We start from the raw sequence: 14983 nt of genomic DNA on the forward strand, positions 1-14983 counted from the left end.
GGCCAGATGATCAGGCCTCGCCGGTGATCGAGAGCCCTTCCACCCAGACGTAAGGGCAGAGGCCATCTGGGGTGATCTTGGCCAGGCCTTCAAAGCCGACGATCGCCTTCATCACGGTGCGGATGTCGCCGGCGACGGTGGCGGCCTCGATCGAGCGGCTGACCCCACCCTCAACTAACCAGCCGTCAAAGGGCAAGGAGAAGGAGCCCTGGCTGGCTTTAACTCCAGCATGCAGGGCCGATAGGGAGTCGATCACCACAACGGGCCCAGAATGGTTTAGGCGATCTAGACCCTGCTGGCCGCCGCCGCTGCCAGGGGTAACGCCAATCTCGAACCAATCGGCCCCTACCGACACCTTTGCTCCCATGCCGGCATGGCCGGTGGGCGCCACCCCAAAAGCTCGGGCCGTGGCCTCCGAGTGCAGGAAGTTTTTCAGCACGCCGCCAGCCACTAGATCTAGGGGCGCGGTGGGGGTGCCCTCGCCATCAAAGGCAGAGGCGCCCACATTGCCGGGGTGCAGGCCGTTATCGCGGATGCTCAGGAAGGGCACGGCCACGCTGTCGCCGAGGGAGTCGCGGTGGCTGAGGCTCACCCCATCGAGCACGGCCCGGGCATTGAACAAGCTGCTGAAGGCCCCGATTAGGTCGAGGAAGGCTTCCGGGCTGAAAACACAGGTGTAGTAGCCGGTTTCGATCGGTGCGTAGTCAAGGTGGGCGATCGTGCGCTCGGCGGCCTCTTCGATGCAGCCGGCGATGTCGAGCTCGGCGGTGCCGTAGGCCAAGCGCACGGCACCGGAACTGCGTGGTTTGCGACCGGCTTCCTCGGCCCTGGCGTAGAGGTAGAGGCTGGCGGTGGTCAGGGTCTGGTGGCGGCAGGCCCCTTCGCTATTGAGATAGAGGCGCTCGCTGCTGCGCTGGGCCAGGCCGTTGTAGGGAACTGTGCCGATGGCTATGTGGCGATCGAGCAGTTGCCGTTCGGCCTGTTTGAGGGTGTCCAGCAGGCTGAGGATCGGCTGGGGTTGGTGCAGCGGTTGATCTAGTGGGGCCAGGGGTGCGGTGGCCAGGGGCGAGAACGCCGGGGTTTCCTCCGCATTGCCAAAGGCGCTGGCGTCGCGGGCGCCGCTCAGGGCCCGGGCCAGGCCGGAATCGCTGAGGTCTGAAGTGCTGGTAATGCCTACTAGGCCGTCGCCGTTCCACACCCGCAAGGTGATGGCGCTGCGTTGGGCACCTTTCATCTGTTTGGCTTCGCCGCGATCCACCTGCACGGAGGTGTCGGTGCTGCAGGAGGCGCCGAGATCCCATTGCTGGATGCCGGCGCCTTGGGCGAGTTGCTGGAGCCGGCCGCTGAGGGCCTCGGCGTTCAGGGTTTGGATGGTGGGCTGGGTCATGGTCAGCGTCCTCCCACGGTGATCGAATCCACCTTGATGTGGGGCTGGCCAACGGTCACAAAGATGCTGCCGCTCACGGAGCCACAGAAGCCCGCTGCTAGTTCCAGGTCGTTGGCGCACATCGAAATGCGCGGCATCACCTCCTTGGCTTCGCCAATCAGGGTTGCCCCCTTCACCGGTTTGGTGAGCTGGCCGTTTTCAATCAAGTAGCCCTCCTCCACGGCGAAGTTGAACTGGCCGGTGGGGCCGACGCTGCCGCCGCCCATCGATTTGCAATAGAGCCCCTTATCGACGGAGCCGATCAGCTGCTCGGGGGTGTGGGGGCCGGCGGCGATGAAGGTGTTGCGCATGCGGCTGGCGGCCGCAAAGGTATGGCCCTGGCGCCGGCCGCTGCCCGTGCGGCTGTGGCCGGTGCGCAGCTCGCCGGCTCGATCGCTGAGGAAGCGCTTGAGAACGCCGTTTTCGATCAGCACGGTGCGCTGGGGTTCCATGCCTTCGTCGTCCATGGAAAGGGAGCCGAAGGCGCCATCGCTGAGCCCTTCATCGATGGCCGTGACGGCTTCGTGGGCAATGGATTGGCCGACCATTTCGGCAAAGGGGGTGGTGCCCCGCTCCACCTGGGTGGTTTCCAGCAGGTGGCCGCAGGCCTCATGAAAAATCACGCCGCCAAAGCGGTTGGCCAGCACCGCTGGCATCTGACCCGCCTCTACGTAATCGGCGTAGAGCATGGTGCCCACACTGGAGCACACGTCCTGGGCGGCGGCGTCCGCGTCCCATTGGCGCAGGTCATCGGGGCGATCGGAGGTGCCGTAGCGGCGGCCGAGGCCGGCGCGGTGGTCGCCGTCGGCCGCAAGCACGTTTAAGCCGAGGGACTGGTGCAGGCGGATGTCGCGGGCAAAGGTGCCATCACTGGCAGCCACTAGCACCGACTGCCAGTCGCGGGAGTAGCTGCCGCGCCTGGCCTGTAGGTGGCGGCCGTGGTGCTCGAGGCGGCAGGTGCCCTCCAGCAGCTTCAAGGTGGCTTCTGCCAGAGAGGGGCAGCTATCAAGCCAGTCCAGCTTGGCGGCGGCGAAATCGCGCATCAGCTGCAGACCTTCGAAAGGGCTGGTGTTGCTGCTGCTGTGGCTCAGCCCGAGCATGCCGAGGGCTTGCTCAAGGGCCTGCATCAGGCCGCGATCACTCAGGTCGTTGGTGCTCACAAAGCCATCGCGGTCTCCCAGGAACACCCGGATACCAGCGCCCATGCCGAAGGCGGGGCTGACGCTGGTGATGGTGTCCTGCTCAGCCAAGACGCCGAGGTGGTCGGTGCGCTCCAGGAAAATCTCAACTAAATCGGCACCAGCTGCCCTGCCGCTCGCCAGCAAGCCCTCCAGCCGCAGCATCCAGCTTTGATCAAATGCATCTGCCACTACCCCTGCCGACTGGGCTGCAGCCGACTGGAGAACAACCGGTTTGGAGGCAACCAAAAGAACTCAGCGAAGGAATGATGTAACTGCGGGCCAGGCAAAGGCAGGCCAGATCTAACAAAATGCTCAGCGAATAGAAATGCTCAGAGCATTTAAAAAATCAGCGCACTGAGGGCTGGAATTGCTCGCTGCGGATCGCGGGGGTGAAATAAAGCTTGGCCATTTCTGCGCCGTTGGCGAGCCAATAGGGCAGTTTGCGCAAAACTTTTATTGCTCCCGGAGCACTGCTTGCGTCGGCCTCGCTGAGTTTGGCGTTGTTGCTAACCAGGCGCTCAAGGCGGGTGTAAAACTTGGGATGGTCAACATTCAGCACCACGGGGAACACTCTGGCGGAGGTCTCGTTGGTTTTAGCAATCACGACCTTGTCGTATTCGCGAGCATCAAGACCTAGGGCTTCGTAGAACTCTTTGCGAGCAACGTCTCGGACGTACATGGTGGCAAACACTGCCAGCAGGAAGAAGCGGCACCAAAGCCGGGCGGTGAAGCCGCGCACGGTGTCTGGCTGAGCCTTCATCAAGGCATCAAAGAAATCGCCGTGGCGGTTCTCGTCTTGGCACCAATTCTCGAAGAAGTTAAAGATTGGGAAGATTTTGCTCTCTGGGTGTTGCTCCAAGTGGCGATAAATGGCGATGTAGCGCCAGTAGCCAATCTTCTCGCTCAAGTAGGTGGCGTAGAAGATGAATTTAGGCTTGAAGAAGGTATAGGACTTGCTGGCGGTCAAGAAGCCCAAGTCCAGTTGCAGCCCAAAATCTCCCATGGCTTTATTGAGGAAGCCGGCATGGCGGGCCTCATCGCGGGCCATGTGGGCAAAGCACTCGGCAAGCAGCGGGTTTTTGGTTTTGATGCGGCGGCTGAGCTCCTTGTAGAGCAGGAAGCCAGAAAATTCAGAGGTGCAGCTCTGCTCAAGAAACTCAACGAAAACCTTGCGGGTATCAGGATCTAGCTTCTCCGCTGCCCCCTCAAACTCACCGTTGCGCACGAAGTGGTGGCGGTTGTAGTCCTTACGGAACTCCTCGCATATGGCCTCAAGCTCCACCTCATTTGGCCGCAGATCCATCGCCGCCATGGCGTCGAAATCCGTGGTGTAGAAGCGCGGCGTCAGGATCGTGTCCTTGGCCGGATCTTTGACGGCTGGTGCACCGGGCGAGCCCACAGAGGCTTGACTGGGGCTGGTGGTAGGGCTGGCAGTTGCGGCGGGAGGCACCATCGAGGCTTGCGGCTTACGGCAGTGCCTGCATCGTAGAGGGCATGGCCGTCAGTTCGGGCCGAGCCATTTCTGACCGTTGAGCCGCGACACCAGCCGCGACACCAGCAGCGCCAGGCTCATCTTCTTCTCGTCGATCAGAAACGACTCCAGCAGGCTTGGCTGGCCGCCTGCCTCTGCCAATGCCACCGTTTTGGCTGAACTGATGTCTGGTTGGGTGAAGCACAGCCAGAAGCGACGCCGACCCGGCAGCTCCCCTTGAACCATCCAGCACTCCGACCCCACCACGGGCATCGCTCCTTGCACAAAGGCCAGTTCGGCAGCAGCTCCTCCGTAGCCCTGGATCTCCTTGGCCAGGGCCGGGATCAGGAGCTGGGGCACAAAGATCTCAAATGGCTGGTCTTCCACTGCAGGCGGTTTGGCCTTTGCGGGCTGATCTTTGGCAGCTGGCTGGGCGGATTCGCTCACCGGTGCAGGCCCCTTTCGGCATCGTCCTTGGACTTTACGCAGGTTGCCCGGCAGCTCGCTCACCAGTCGTCGCTGCTGGGGTTGTCCCAGCCATCTCCCACGGCAGCGGCCTGGGCCACCACCGGTTCGCCTGCTGGAGCTGGGTTGCTGCCTTTGCGAATCACCCGGAACGGCACGGCAACGGTTGGGGCTGGTTCGCCAGGGGGTCTCGGCGGCCCGGCGGCGGCTCGAGCTGCGGGCCTTGCTGGTTCGCTTTGGTTTTGCTGCTGCGGCTGCCTCCAGTTCGCCTCGGGTTCACTGGCGCCGCGGCGCACTTGACGGCGCAGGTTGATCGGGCCAGTGCGCAGGGCTAGGGCGGCTCCGGCGGCGCTCAGCCCGGCTCCCGCGCTGGCGGCCAGGGCTATCCAGGCTCCGATTGGCAGGGCCGGGCTGGTCCAAACCAGCAGGCGCAGGGCCGCATTGGGTCGGGGGTTGAGGGCGCCTACCAGCAGCACCAGCAGCAGGGGAGCCAGCAGGGGGAGCAGCAGCAGGCGTTGCAGCAGGGCCAATGGATCGACTGGGGTGAGGAGGGCGGCCTAGGGGGAAGTAGCCCCGGTGGCTGGTGCCCCAGGGGATCCTGGCTGGTGCGGTGGCCCCTGCCAACGGCGCAGGTTGCCGAGCTCGTAGCCGAGCACGTCAAAGACGCGGATCACCAGAAAATCCACCATGTCTTCGATCGATTGGGGTTGGTGATACCAGGCAGGCACCGGCGGGGCGATGCGGGCACCAGCCTCGGCCAAGGCCGTGAGGTTGCGCAGGTGCACCAGGCTCCAGGGGGTTTCCCTTGGGCAGATCACCAGGGGGCGCCCCTCCTTGAGGTGAACGTCGGCGGCCCGCTCCACCAGATCCAGGGCCACCCCCGAAGCGATGCGCCCCACGGTGCCCATGGAGGCCGGCAGAATCACCATGCCGCGGGTTTTAAAGCTGCCACTGGCAATGCCAGCGGCCTGATCGTTCCAGCGGTGGCAGCGCAGCTGCCCGGTGCTAACAGCGGTGCGTTCCCGCCAAAAGGCTTCCTGGGCATCGGGTTCTGAGGGCACCCTCAGTCCTAGTTCGGCCTGCCAGACGCCAATGGCTCCGCGCGAGGTGACCAGCTCCACGGCTTCTCCCGCCTCCAGCAGCAATTGCAGGGCCCGCTGGGCGAGGGGCTGGGCCGAGGCGCCAGAAACGGCGAGCACCACCGGCCCGGTTCCGGAGCTGGTTCCGGATGGCCGAACCATGGCTCAGACCTCGCTCAGCACCGCGATGGGCGCGAAGGGGTCGATGTCGTCCTGGTCCTGGTCCTGGTCCTGGGTTTGGGGATAGGAGTCGGCCGGCTCGCCCTCGTAGCCCTCGGGCAGCACCACGGCCAGATCGATCTGGTGGCGTAGGGCATCCACCTTCTGGATCTCCACCTCCACCTGGTCACCCAGCATGTAGGTGCGGCGGTTTTTGCGCCCCACGAGGCGGTTTTGGCGGGAGCGGTATTCGTACCAGTCGTCCTTGAGGGAGCTGACGTGCACCAGGCCTTCCACCTGGGAAGGGGGCACCTCCACGAAGAAGCCGTAGCTCTGCACGCCGCTGATTACCCCAGGAAGCACCTGCCCCACCAAGGGCTCGGCCTGGCGGGCCTGGAGCATGGCCAGCAGGTCGGCCTGCAGTTCAGATAAAAAGCGGCGCCGGCCATTGAGACGCTGCACCAGCCCGTGCTCCTGAACTTCCAGGTAGGGAGTTAGCTGGCTGGGGGCCAGCAGCGGCCAGTCGATGGCGCCGTGGCAGGCATCGGAGGCCAGGTCGACGGTGGTTTTGTGGCGCACGCTGGGGCGGTCCTTGCCCTCGGTGAGCAGCAGCACCAGCAGCTGCTGGTTCCACAGATCTGAGTAGTGCAGGGTTGGGCAGCACCAGGGAGCAAGGGCTGCCCCCTCTTCCAGCAGGCCCGCCAGGGCATGGGGGCCGGGGCTGGTGCTGAGCTGGATCGGTTTGAGGATGGCCTGCAGTTGCTGCTGCAGGGCCCGGCTGCGGTCGGTGCCAGCGAAGGCGGCGGCCAATTCGGCCGCACTGGCATTGCCCTCTTCGCTCAGCTCCAGCGGGATGTCGAGGGCCAGAGCAGCCCGGGCAACGTCGTTGAGGTCGCTGGGGTCCGCCAGGGCATTGGTGGCATAGATCGCCGGCAGTTCCAAGGTTGCCAGGTGCTGGCCTAGGGCCTGATCGGCCAGCAGCACCGCTTCGCGCAGCAGGGCCAGGGGATGGTGGGGTTCCAGGCTCACGAGCCAGCCAGCCAGGGCGCTGTCGGGGCCGGGCACCGCCAGATCTCCCAGGCTGTCGATGGCGGGCAGGGGCAGGTTGAGGTCGAGGGAACCCGCCGCTTGCCGCCGTTGGCGCAGCAGGCCAGTGACAGCGATGAGCTGCTCCAGCGGGCCCAGCTGCTCCTTCAGCCCCTTGAGCGCCGCTGGCACGGTGCGGCTCTTGGGTTTGCGCTCCGCCAGGGCATTCAGTGCTTCCAACCCGACTGCCGCCACGGGATTGATCTGGCTGCGGCTGAAGCGGTAGTGCTCAAGGCTGCCGTCAGCGCCCAGCTCCAGGGCCACCGACAGGGCTGCCTGCACCTCGCCCACCTTGAAGGCACTGGCCTTGGCCAGGGCTGGACTCAGCAGCGGTAGCCACTGGTTTCCGGTGCAGTAAGCGTCAGCCTGGTTGCGAAGCCAGGTGTCCAGGGTGCTGCCGGCGCTGAAGCGCTCAGCGATGGCTGGGGTGTGCACCCACAGGGTCCAGCCGCCGTCGCGCTCCTCAATGGCCAGGGCTGGCAGAGCGGGGGCTTCCTTGCCGCTCCATGGTTCCAGCAGCAGGGCGGCCTGGGCGGTGAGGTCGGTGCGCTCCTTGGCGGCCAGCGCTTTAAGGGTTGCCCGCGGTGGTTGGGGGCGGCTGTGGAGCCGGTGCTTGGTCAGCAGCAGGTCGAGGTCGGCTGCTTCCCCCCCGTTAACAGGCAGGCTGCGAGCTACGTGGCCCTGGGGGGCGAACTGCCCCACCGGGTAGCGGTCCACCAACACTTCCACCACCGAGGCCTGTTCGGCATTGAGATGGGCGGCGTCACCAGCTGGCAGCTCAACCGCCGTAAGCAGGCGGTCGTCAAGGGGGGTGGCCACCAGACGCTCATCCTGTTGCTCGACTTGGGCCAGCAGGGAGGTGGTGTGGCGCTCAAGAACGCACTGCACCCCGCCCTCAGGAGAGCGACGGCGTCCGCCCTCGCGGGTCACCTTCACCAGCACCCGATCGCCGTTCCAGGCGTGGTTGAGCTGGTGATCGCGGATGTAGATGTCTTCGCCACCGTCTTCGCGCAGGGCAAAGCAGAAGCCTTTGCTGGAGCAACGCAGCCGTGCGGCGATCAGTTCAGGGTCTTCGCGGCGGGCGACGCCGGCCTCACTGACCTCCAGCAGGCCAAGGCGGCTGAGGCCGTCGAGGCCGATCTGAAGCTGCTGCTTTTCAGCTTTTTGGCTAATGCCCAGGGCTTTTTCCAGCTTTGTCAGCGGCAGGGCTTCCTGGGCGGGCAGCTGGTCGAGCAGGTCGGCGACCGTGAACTTCATCTATGGGAGGGCTGGCTGGACTGAAGCCGGTTGATGGCGGACTGGACTCGGAGCGATGCCCACGGCCGCCAAGGCCTTCATGTAGTGATATTAGTCAGCTGACGCTTCTTCGGCTTCCGGGCTGCTCGATCGCTGGATCAGGCGTACTCCGATCACCAGAAAGCCAACGGAGGCTGCCAGCTGCAGGGCATTGGTGGGGATTACGGCGGATAGGGAGCCGCCGGCGGCTGCGCCCAGCAGGCTGGCCAGCACCAGGGCAGCGGAACTGCCGGCAAATACGGCTCCTGGGCGGGTTGAGGTGCCACTGATAGTCACGATGGCCAGCTGGGTTTTGTCTCCCAGCTCAGCCAAAAACACAGTGGCGAAGGTGGAAGCGAGCAGGGCGAAGGGCATGGCGTAGCGCTGCGGTTAGGAGAGGGGAAGGTCGGAGGGGCTGGGCACTAGGCCCAGTACGGCTTGCCGGCCCAGCCACAGGCCCAGGGCCACCATCAGGATTCCCGCCAGGCGCTCCAACTGCTGTGGCGGCATCACCTTGGCCAGCCAGCGGCCCAGTAACACCCCCACCAGGCTGGAGCTGATCAGGGCCAGGGAGGCACCAACAAACACGACAACTGGCCTGCCTGATTGGGCAGAGAGCAGGAGGGCGGCGAGCTGGGTCTTGTCCCCAAGCTCAGCCAGGAAGACCGTGGTGAAGGTGGTTAGGAAGACGGCACCCCAACTGCCTGCCCGGCTGGTGCTGGGATCGGGTTCGCTGCTCATAAACGTTTCCGTATGGCACGCCTAAAGCGCTTCATTACCCTGCCACGGCCCCCGTATTCGCTGCGAATTTGCTGCAGGCAGCAGCCGATAGCCAGGCGGTCGCCGGCACCTGGATCATCAACCGTGCCAAACAGCTGCACCAGGTTGGCCACGTTGCAGAAGTCAGGCCGGTCCGCATAGATGCGGCAACTACGGGAGCCGGTGTTGAAGTTGATGCACCAGCCATCGGGGCCCACCATGGCCAGATACTGCTCCTGCTGCTCTGGGCTGAGCGCCTCGATTGCTTCCTGACGCAGACTGGGATCCAGCCGGCAGCAGGCTCCGCAGCCGCTGATACATCCCCAATGGGCCCGATCGTCCCTTGCCATCCCCCTGCAGCGATTAACTCCATTCAGCCACAGGCCAAGGCGCTACTGCTGCTGTGACAAGCCGTCACAGAGCCCGCCGGCAGGCATGGGCCGCTGGGATCGACCCCTAACCTGTGCCCACAGCGACTACTGCTCTGCGGCAGCAACCTCCATGGGTATCGACTTCCACCTGATCGCCAATTTTGCCGCCCTGGCGCTGATCACCCTGGCCGGTCCTGCCGTGATCTTCGTGCTCTTCTACCGCCGCGGCGCCCTCTGATCGCCACTTCTGCCGAGGTTCCAGAGGGCGTGATAAATCGGCTCAGGCTGGATCTGGCGGCCCACATAGGCACCCACCACGGCGCTCAGCAGGATGCCGAAGAGCCACTGCTGATCCCCTGCCATGCGCAGGGCAAACAGCACCGTCATCAGGGGCAACTGGGTAGCCCCGGCTAGGGCTGCCGCCATGCCTAGGGCCAGGCCAAGCTGGCTGCTGCCCCCCAGGAGCTCCAGGCTGCCGCTGCCAAACAGGGCACCAATGGCGAAGGCTGGATCAATCAGGCCGCCCGGTATTCCCGCTGCCAAGGCCAAAATTGGCGCCACCAGTCGGGCTGCCACCAGCAGTAGCCAGCCGATGACGCTGAGGGGCGAGCCGGGCACCGGCAAGCTGCCGCGGCCTTCAGGCAGCTGAGCCATCAGCGCTTCACCATCGCCACCGCTCCAGCCACCGCTGGCCACGGCGATTAGGCCAAGGGCTAGGCCCAGCCCCAGCCCCCAGGCCAGGGGCCGTTGCCGCACTCGCTGGCGCAGCAGGGCTGAGCTCCGCCAGAGGATGCGGCTGAACAGGCCGCCCAGCAGGCCGCCACCCACCCCTACGGGCAGGGCCCAGAGCAGTTGCTGCCATTCCGGCTGGGTGCTTTGAACCATGCCCAGGGTGAAAAGTGGTGTGCCTGCGAGGTTGCTCACCAGGGCTGCCGCTGAGCAGACCACTACTGCCGGCCACAGCACGGCTGTTTGGAAGCGTCCTGTGAGTTCCTCCACCACAAACACAGCTCCCATCAGCGGGCTGTTAAAGCCCCCCGCCAGGCCAGCGCCAGCGCCGATTGCCATCAGGCTCTGGGTGCTGAGTTTGGTCAGCAAGCGGGGGAAGCGTTGCCGCAGGCCGTGGGCCACTGCCGCACCCAACTGCACTACGGGCCCCTCGCGGCCGAGGGGCAGCAGGGCCAGGCTGGCCGCCGACCAGAGGCAGAGCCTTGCCACGGTGGCGAAGGGTGCCATCAAAGCGGCGGCCTGGTCGGGATCCTCGAGGCTCTCGATCGTTTGGGGTATGCCCGAGCCCGCACCCCGGGCCCAGGGGCCTGCCTGAAGCCAAAGTAGGGCTGGCATCACCAGCACCGGCGCCAGGGCGATCGCCAGGCCCTGCAGCGTCCAAGCCCCGCCGGCAAAGTTCGGCAGCTGCTGCAGCAGCAGATCCTGGACGTGGTCCACCAGATTCAGGGGCCAGCAAGCCAAGCCCACCAGCAGCCCCAACAGCAGGAGCTGCAACAGGAAGTAGAGCTGGCCGCGGTTTAGGGGCAAGGCCATCTCAGGCCACCAGTCCCAGGGCCAGTGCCGCATCTTGCATTAGGGCGCGCACGTAGGGGTGGTCGTGGCTGGCGCCCTCGGCGCTGGTGAGTTCGTCGCCGGCCGCATTGCGCACCACCAGCCCCGCCCCCTTGCGGCGACACCAGTAGGTGCGGTTGTGGTGTTGCAACACCACCTCACCACCATCAAAGGCTCCACCAGCGCTGGCTCGCAAGCCCACCAGCTCCAGCTGGAGCCGCTCCTCCCCCTGCCAGGAGTCGAGCCGCAGGCGGTAGGCCACATCCACCAGGCCGGGCAGGTTGGTTTCACCCTGCCAGCGCCAGCCCATGGCCCGCAGGCTCGCCTCGCCCTGGCGCAGCTCCAGTTGCAGGTGGCCTCCGCGCAGCAGCTTCTGGGCCGCCACCTGGCAGCCCTGGCTCCAGAACACGGGCTGGGGGTGGCCGATGCCGAAGGGCTCGAGCCGTTGCAGCTGGCGGTAGAAGCTGCGGTTGATCTGCTCAAAGCTGAGCAGGGCTTCCGGCTCTACCGGGGTGCCATGGCCTGCCTGCTGCAGCCAGGTTTGGGCCAGTTGGTTGAGCTGCTCGTGCAGGGCGGCCACCTGCTCGGCGCGCACGGTGAAGCCCCCGGCGGCGGGGTGGCCGCCGAAGCGCTCCAGCAGGGGCGCGCACTGCTGCAGGGCCCCATCCACCGCAAAGCCCCGGGGCGCCCGCACCGAGGCCCGCAGGCGGCCGTTGCCCTCGCCAGCGAGCAGGGCGGCGGGCAGGCCGAAGCGCTCCACCAGCCGGGCGGCCACGATGCCGATCACGCCGTGGTGCCAGTGGTTCTGGGCCAGCAGCAGGAAGGCCGGGCGCTGGGGACCATCGGCCTCGAGCAGGGCCAGGGCCTCGGCTTCGATGGCGGTGCAGAGGTCGCGGCGCTGGCGGTTGAGCGCTTCGCAATCGCGGGCCAGGGCCAGGGCCCGGCTTGGATCTTCGGTGGTGAGCAACTCCACCACCAGCTGGGGATCACCAAGCCGGCCGACGGCGTTGATGCGCGGCGCGATCTGGAAGCCCACCGCCTGGGCATCGAGGGGTGTCTCGTCGAGGCCAGCTAGCTGTTGCAGGGCCTGGAGCCCCACCAGGGGGCTGCGGCCCAGCTCGGGCAGGCCGTCGATGAGCCAGCGCCGGTTCACCCCCACCAGCGGGGCCATGTCGGCGATCGTGCCGATACAAAACAGATTGAGGGCAATCTGCTGGCCGTCGGTGTGCCGCAGGCTTTGGCAGAGCGCCGCCGCCAGCACGTAGGCCAGCCCCACCCCCGCCAGGCCCCGATAGGGGGATCCGGGTGGGGTGCGCTGGGGATGCAGCAGGGCCAGGTGCGGCGGCAGCGGATCGGGAATCGTGTGGTGGTCCGTGAGGATCGCCTCGACGCCAAGGGCTTCGGCCCGCTCCAGGGCCTCCAGGGCAGACACGCCGTTGTCGACGGTCACCAGCAGGGCGACCCCCTGCTCCGCCAGCTTCTCCACCATGGCGGCGTTGAGGCCGTAGCCGTCATCCATGCGGCTGGGGATCGCCGCGATCGGCCTGGCGCCAAGGCGCTGCAGCACCCCCACCAGCAAGGCCGTGCTGGTCATGCCGTCGGCGTCGTAGTCGCCGCAGATCGCCACTGCTTCCCCCTGGCTGCAGGCGCGCTTCAGCCGCGCTACCGCCTTGGCCAGGTCGGGGAAGTGGCGCCCGGCCGCCGGTGCCGCCTCCGGATCCAGCAGGGCGGCGATGGCCTCAGGGCTGGTGAAGCCGCGGCGGCTCAGCAGCGCCAGCAGCGGTTCGGGCAGGGGATCGGTGGACGGCGCTGCCTGCAGGGCGCCAGGCGCCAAGGGAGCGGGCAGGTGCCAGCGTTGCTCATGGAGGGCTGGCAGCAACGACACAACAACCAATACCTGGTCATTGTGCGGGACCTGCTGCTAGGCCGCATCCCCCAGAAGCGATGAGCCCTAGCCTGATAAGCCCTGGTGCGAGCAGCTGATGGCCCTGCAAGCCCTGCTCTGGGATGTGGATGGCACCCTGGCGGAGACCGAGCGGGATGGCCATCGCTTGGCCTTCAACCGGGCCTTTGCCGACGTTGGAGTGCCCCTGCATTGGGATGCCGCCCGCTATGGCGAGCTGCTGGCCATCAGCGGTGGCCGGGAGCGGATCACTGCTGCCCTGGCGGAGCTGCTGGGCGAGCCGCCGCCGCCAGAGTTGGTCGCTGAGCTGCAGGCCCGCAAGCAAGACCATTACGGAGCTCTGGTGGCCGCCGGCGAGTTGCGGCTGCGCCCCGGGGTGGCCGAGCTGATCGCTGCGGCTGGCTCGGCTGGCCTGAGCCAGGTGATCGTGACCACCAGCGGTCGCGCCGCGGTGGCGGCCCTGGTGGAGCACCTGCTGGGGGGGCTCTGCCAGCACTTCGCCTTCTGGGTGTGCGGCGAAGATGTGGCCCGCAAGAAGCCTGATCCGGAGGCCTATCAGCTGGCCCTGCAGCAGCTGGGCTGCCCCGCCTGCACCGCGCTGGCCCTGGAAGATTCCGGCAATGGTCTTGCGGCCGCCGCCAGCGCCGGACTGGCCTGCCTGCTCACCCTTAGCCACTACGGCAGTGCCGAACCACCGCAGCGCTTTGGGCGGGCGCGGGCGGTGGTCGATCAGTTGGGCGCTGGGGCGGCCGTGCTGCGGGGGCCCGCTTGTCAGGGCGGGCAGATCACGCTCTCCTATGTCCAGGCCTTGCTGGAGGATTCGCCACCGTGACGCGTTCGAACCTGCAGCCCACCCGCTTCAATCGGGCTATCGAGCGGCTAGGAGCCCAGCTGCTGGGCAATCTGCGTGGCAATTGGCGCCACCGCAGCAGCGTGGTTTTGGCCCTGCTGCTGGGTTTCTACGCCGGCAGCAATATCACGGCCTACGTGCTGATGTCGATCCCTGGTGGGCGCCCGATGGCGGTGCTGGCAACTGTGCTGCTGGTGGAGCTGGTCGTGCGCGTGCGCGGCCGAGTGGTTCGAGCCACGCCCGGACTCGGCTGGGTGCTGGTCGACAACCTGCGCATCGGGGTGGTGTACGCGGTGGTGCTCGAGGCCTTCAAGCTCGGCACCTGATGGATTCCCAGCTAGAGAGCAGGTTTGTGGAACCCCTGCAGGCCCAGTTGCAGTTGCTGGGCCGCAGCGGCCAGCGCGCGGTGCTGGCACTCAATGGGCCGGTGGGCGCTGGTAAATCCACCATGGCTCGAGTGCTGCAGCAACGGGCCGCTGGCCTTGGGCTGGGGCTGGCGGTGGCCTCAATCGACGACTTTTACCTGCCCTGGGAGCAGCGGCAACGGGCGCTTGAGGGCAACCCTTTTGGCGTATCCCGGGTGCCGCCGGGCAGTCATGACGTGGCCCTAGCGCTGGACTGTCTCGACGTCTGGCAGGCCGGCGGCGCCCTGCGTCTGCCTCGCTTTGACAAGACCCTGCGGGGGGGCCTGGGTGATCGCTCTGCTGAGGAGCTGGTGGAAGCGGAGGTGTTGCTGCTGGAGGGCTGGCTGCTCGGTTGCCGCTCCCTGGGCAGGCAAGCCCTGGCCACTATTCAGCCTCCGGCCGGGCTCAACGCCGAGGAGCTGGCCTGGCTGCCCCACTGGGACCAAGCCCTGGAGGCCTATCAGCCGCTTTGGCAGCGCTGCGCCCAGCTATGGCTGCTGCGTCCCCAAAGCTGGCAATCACCGCGCCGTTGGCGCCTGCAGGCGGAAGCTAAACAGCGCCGCCACGGCGCTGCCTGGTTGCCAGCGATAGAGCTGGATCGCGTGGTGCGCGCCAGCCTTTGTTCCCTGCCCCCATCCCTCTATCAGGATCCCCTGCTTGATCTAGCCAGTGGCTATGCGGTGCTGGACAGCCGCCGTCGCTGGATTGGCGGCAGCGGCGTTAGCTCAGAGCAGTAATTGAGAGTTTGGGACGATCAGCTTTCGCTGTCGTCACCCTCCTCATCCACGGGATAGATGAAGCCCTGGGCCTTGCCGCTCAGCACTGCCTTGCCGATGGAGAGAGCTTTCTTAGCTGCCACAGCAGCCTTGCCCTTCCAGGTGGCATGACGCTGATTGCGCTTGCCCTGGGAAGTTTTCTTCTTAGGAACAGCCATCCTGGCCCACTACATCAAACAAAGATCTTCCATTGTCGCCTCGCCTTTCGTCAAATCGCT

17 protein-coding genes are annotated in these 14983 nt (G+C 66.2%); 4 read left to right on the plus strand and 13 right to left on the minus strand.

Features of this window, described 5'->3' with window-relative positions; genetic code table 11:
• Positions 1-10: 10 nt before the first annotated feature.
• The 10 genes from U9970_RS04050 to U9970_RS04095 all read right to left on the minus strand — a co-directional run bounded on the left by U9970_RS04050 (position 11) and on the right by U9970_RS04095 (position 9251).
• A complete protein-coding gene (locus U9970_RS04050) occupies positions 11-1387 on the minus strand; it encodes a TldD/PmbA family protein (RefSeq protein ID WP_322765422.1) in 1377 nt (458 codons plus the stop codon).
• Positions 1388-1389: 2 nt separating this feature from the next.
• Positions 1390-2769 (minus strand): TldD/PmbA family protein, encoded by a 1380-nt coding sequence (locus U9970_RS04055; protein ID WP_322766009.1) that lies wholly within the window; start codon positions 2767-2769, stop codon positions 1390-1392.
• 184 nt (positions 2770-2953) lie between these two features.
• On the minus strand, positions 2954-4060 hold the full coding sequence (gene acsF / locus U9970_RS04060) for a magnesium-protoporphyrin IX monomethyl ester (oxidative) cyclase (RefSeq protein WP_322765423.1): 1107 nt from the start codon (positions 4058-4060) through the stop codon (positions 2954-2956).
• 48 nt (positions 4061-4108) lie between these two features.
• Positions 4109-4525 (minus strand): DUF2996 domain-containing protein, encoded by a 417-nt coding sequence (locus tag U9970_RS04065; RefSeq protein ID WP_322765424.1) that lies wholly within the window; start codon positions 4523-4525, stop codon positions 4109-4111.
• 59 nt (positions 4526-4584) lie between these two features.
• A complete protein-coding gene (locus U9970_RS04070) occupies positions 4585-5073 on the minus strand; it encodes a hypothetical protein (RefSeq protein WP_322765425.1) in 489 nt (162 codons plus the stop codon).
• A gap of 27 nt (positions 5074-5100) precedes the next feature.
• Entirely contained in the window at positions 5101-5784 is a 684-nt protein-coding gene (locus U9970_RS04075) for a flavin prenyltransferase UbiX (RefSeq protein WP_322765426.1), read from the minus strand.
• Between the two features lie 3 nt (positions 5785-5787).
• Positions 5788-8124 (minus strand): RNB domain-containing ribonuclease, encoded by a 2337-nt coding sequence (locus U9970_RS04080; protein ID WP_322765427.1) that lies wholly within the window; start codon positions 8122-8124, stop codon positions 5788-5790.
• Between the two features lie 90 nt (positions 8125-8214).
• On the minus strand, positions 8215-8517 hold the full coding sequence (locus U9970_RS04085; protein ID WP_322765428.1) for a TMEM165/GDT1 family protein: 303 nt from the start codon (positions 8515-8517) through the stop codon (positions 8215-8217).
• Between the two features lie 15 nt (positions 8518-8532).
• Positions 8533-8883: a TMEM165/GDT1 family protein gene (locus U9970_RS04090; protein ID WP_322765429.1), complete on the minus strand. Its 351-nt coding sequence runs from the start codon at positions 8881-8883 to the stop codon at positions 8533-8535.
• Positions 8880-9251, minus strand: coding sequence for a YkgJ family cysteine cluster protein (locus tag U9970_RS04095; RefSeq protein ID WP_322765430.1), 372 nt, complete (start codon positions 9249-9251; stop codon positions 8880-8882). Before U9970_RS04095 ends, U9970_RS04090 begins: the two co-directional genes overlap by 4 nt.
• 85 nt (positions 9252-9336) lie before the next feature.
• Here U9970_RS04095 and psb30 point away from each other — a divergent pair, with 85 nt between their 5' ends.
• A complete protein-coding gene (gene psb30 / locus U9970_RS04100; RefSeq protein WP_322765431.1) occupies positions 9337-9510 on the plus strand; it encodes a photosystem II reaction center protein Ycf12/Psb30 in 174 nt (57 codons plus the stop codon).
• Here psb30 and U9970_RS04105 read toward each other — a convergent pair.
• Both U9970_RS04105 and recJ read right to left on the minus strand, forming a co-directional pair.
• Positions 9489-10814: a chloride channel protein gene (locus U9970_RS04105; RefSeq protein ID WP_322765432.1), complete on the minus strand. Its 1326-nt coding sequence runs from the start codon at positions 10812-10814 to the stop codon at positions 9489-9491. The genes psb30 and U9970_RS04105 overlap by 22 nt on opposite strands.
• Position 10815: 1 nt before the next feature.
• Entirely contained in the window at positions 10816-12711 is a 1896-nt protein-coding gene (gene recJ / locus U9970_RS04110; protein ID WP_322766010.1) for a single-stranded-DNA-specific exonuclease RecJ, read from the minus strand.
• Between the two features lie 103 nt (positions 12712-12814).
• On the opposite strand from recJ, the gene U9970_RS04115 reads away from it, so the two are divergent.
• The 3 genes from U9970_RS04115 to U9970_RS04125 are packed head-to-tail and all read left to right on the plus strand — an operon-like array spanning position 12815 to position 14726.
• The gene (locus tag U9970_RS04115) at positions 12815-13567 is read left to right on the plus strand and encodes an HAD-IA family hydrolase (RefSeq protein ID WP_322765433.1); all 753 of its coding nucleotides are present in this window, start codon (positions 12815-12817) and stop codon (positions 13565-13567) included.
• Entirely contained in the window at positions 13564-13911 is a 348-nt protein-coding gene (locus U9970_RS04120; protein WP_322765434.1) for a DUF565 domain-containing protein, read from the plus strand. Before U9970_RS04115 ends, U9970_RS04120 begins: the two co-directional genes overlap by 4 nt.
• Complete coding sequence (locus U9970_RS04125; RefSeq protein ID WP_322765435.1) at positions 13911-14726, plus strand: hypothetical protein; 816 nt, start codon at positions 13911-13913, stop codon at positions 14724-14726. The genes U9970_RS04120 and U9970_RS04125 overlap by 1 nt, the downstream gene beginning before the upstream one ends.
• A gap of 17 nt (positions 14727-14743) precedes the next feature.
• On the opposite strand, the gene U9970_RS04130 is transcribed toward U9970_RS04125, so the two are convergent.
• Positions 14744-14923 (minus strand): 50S ribosomal protein L32, encoded by a 180-nt coding sequence (locus U9970_RS04130; RefSeq protein WP_322765436.1) that lies wholly within the window; start codon positions 14921-14923, stop codon positions 14744-14746.
• Between the last annotated feature and the right edge of the window lie 60 nt (positions 14924-14983).

It is taken from the genome of Cyanobium usitatum str. Tous, from assembly GCF_963920485.1.
Classification (GTDB): domain Bacteria; phylum Cyanobacteriota; class Cyanobacteriia; order PCC-6307; family Cyanobiaceae; genus Cyanobium_A; species Cyanobium_A usitatum_A.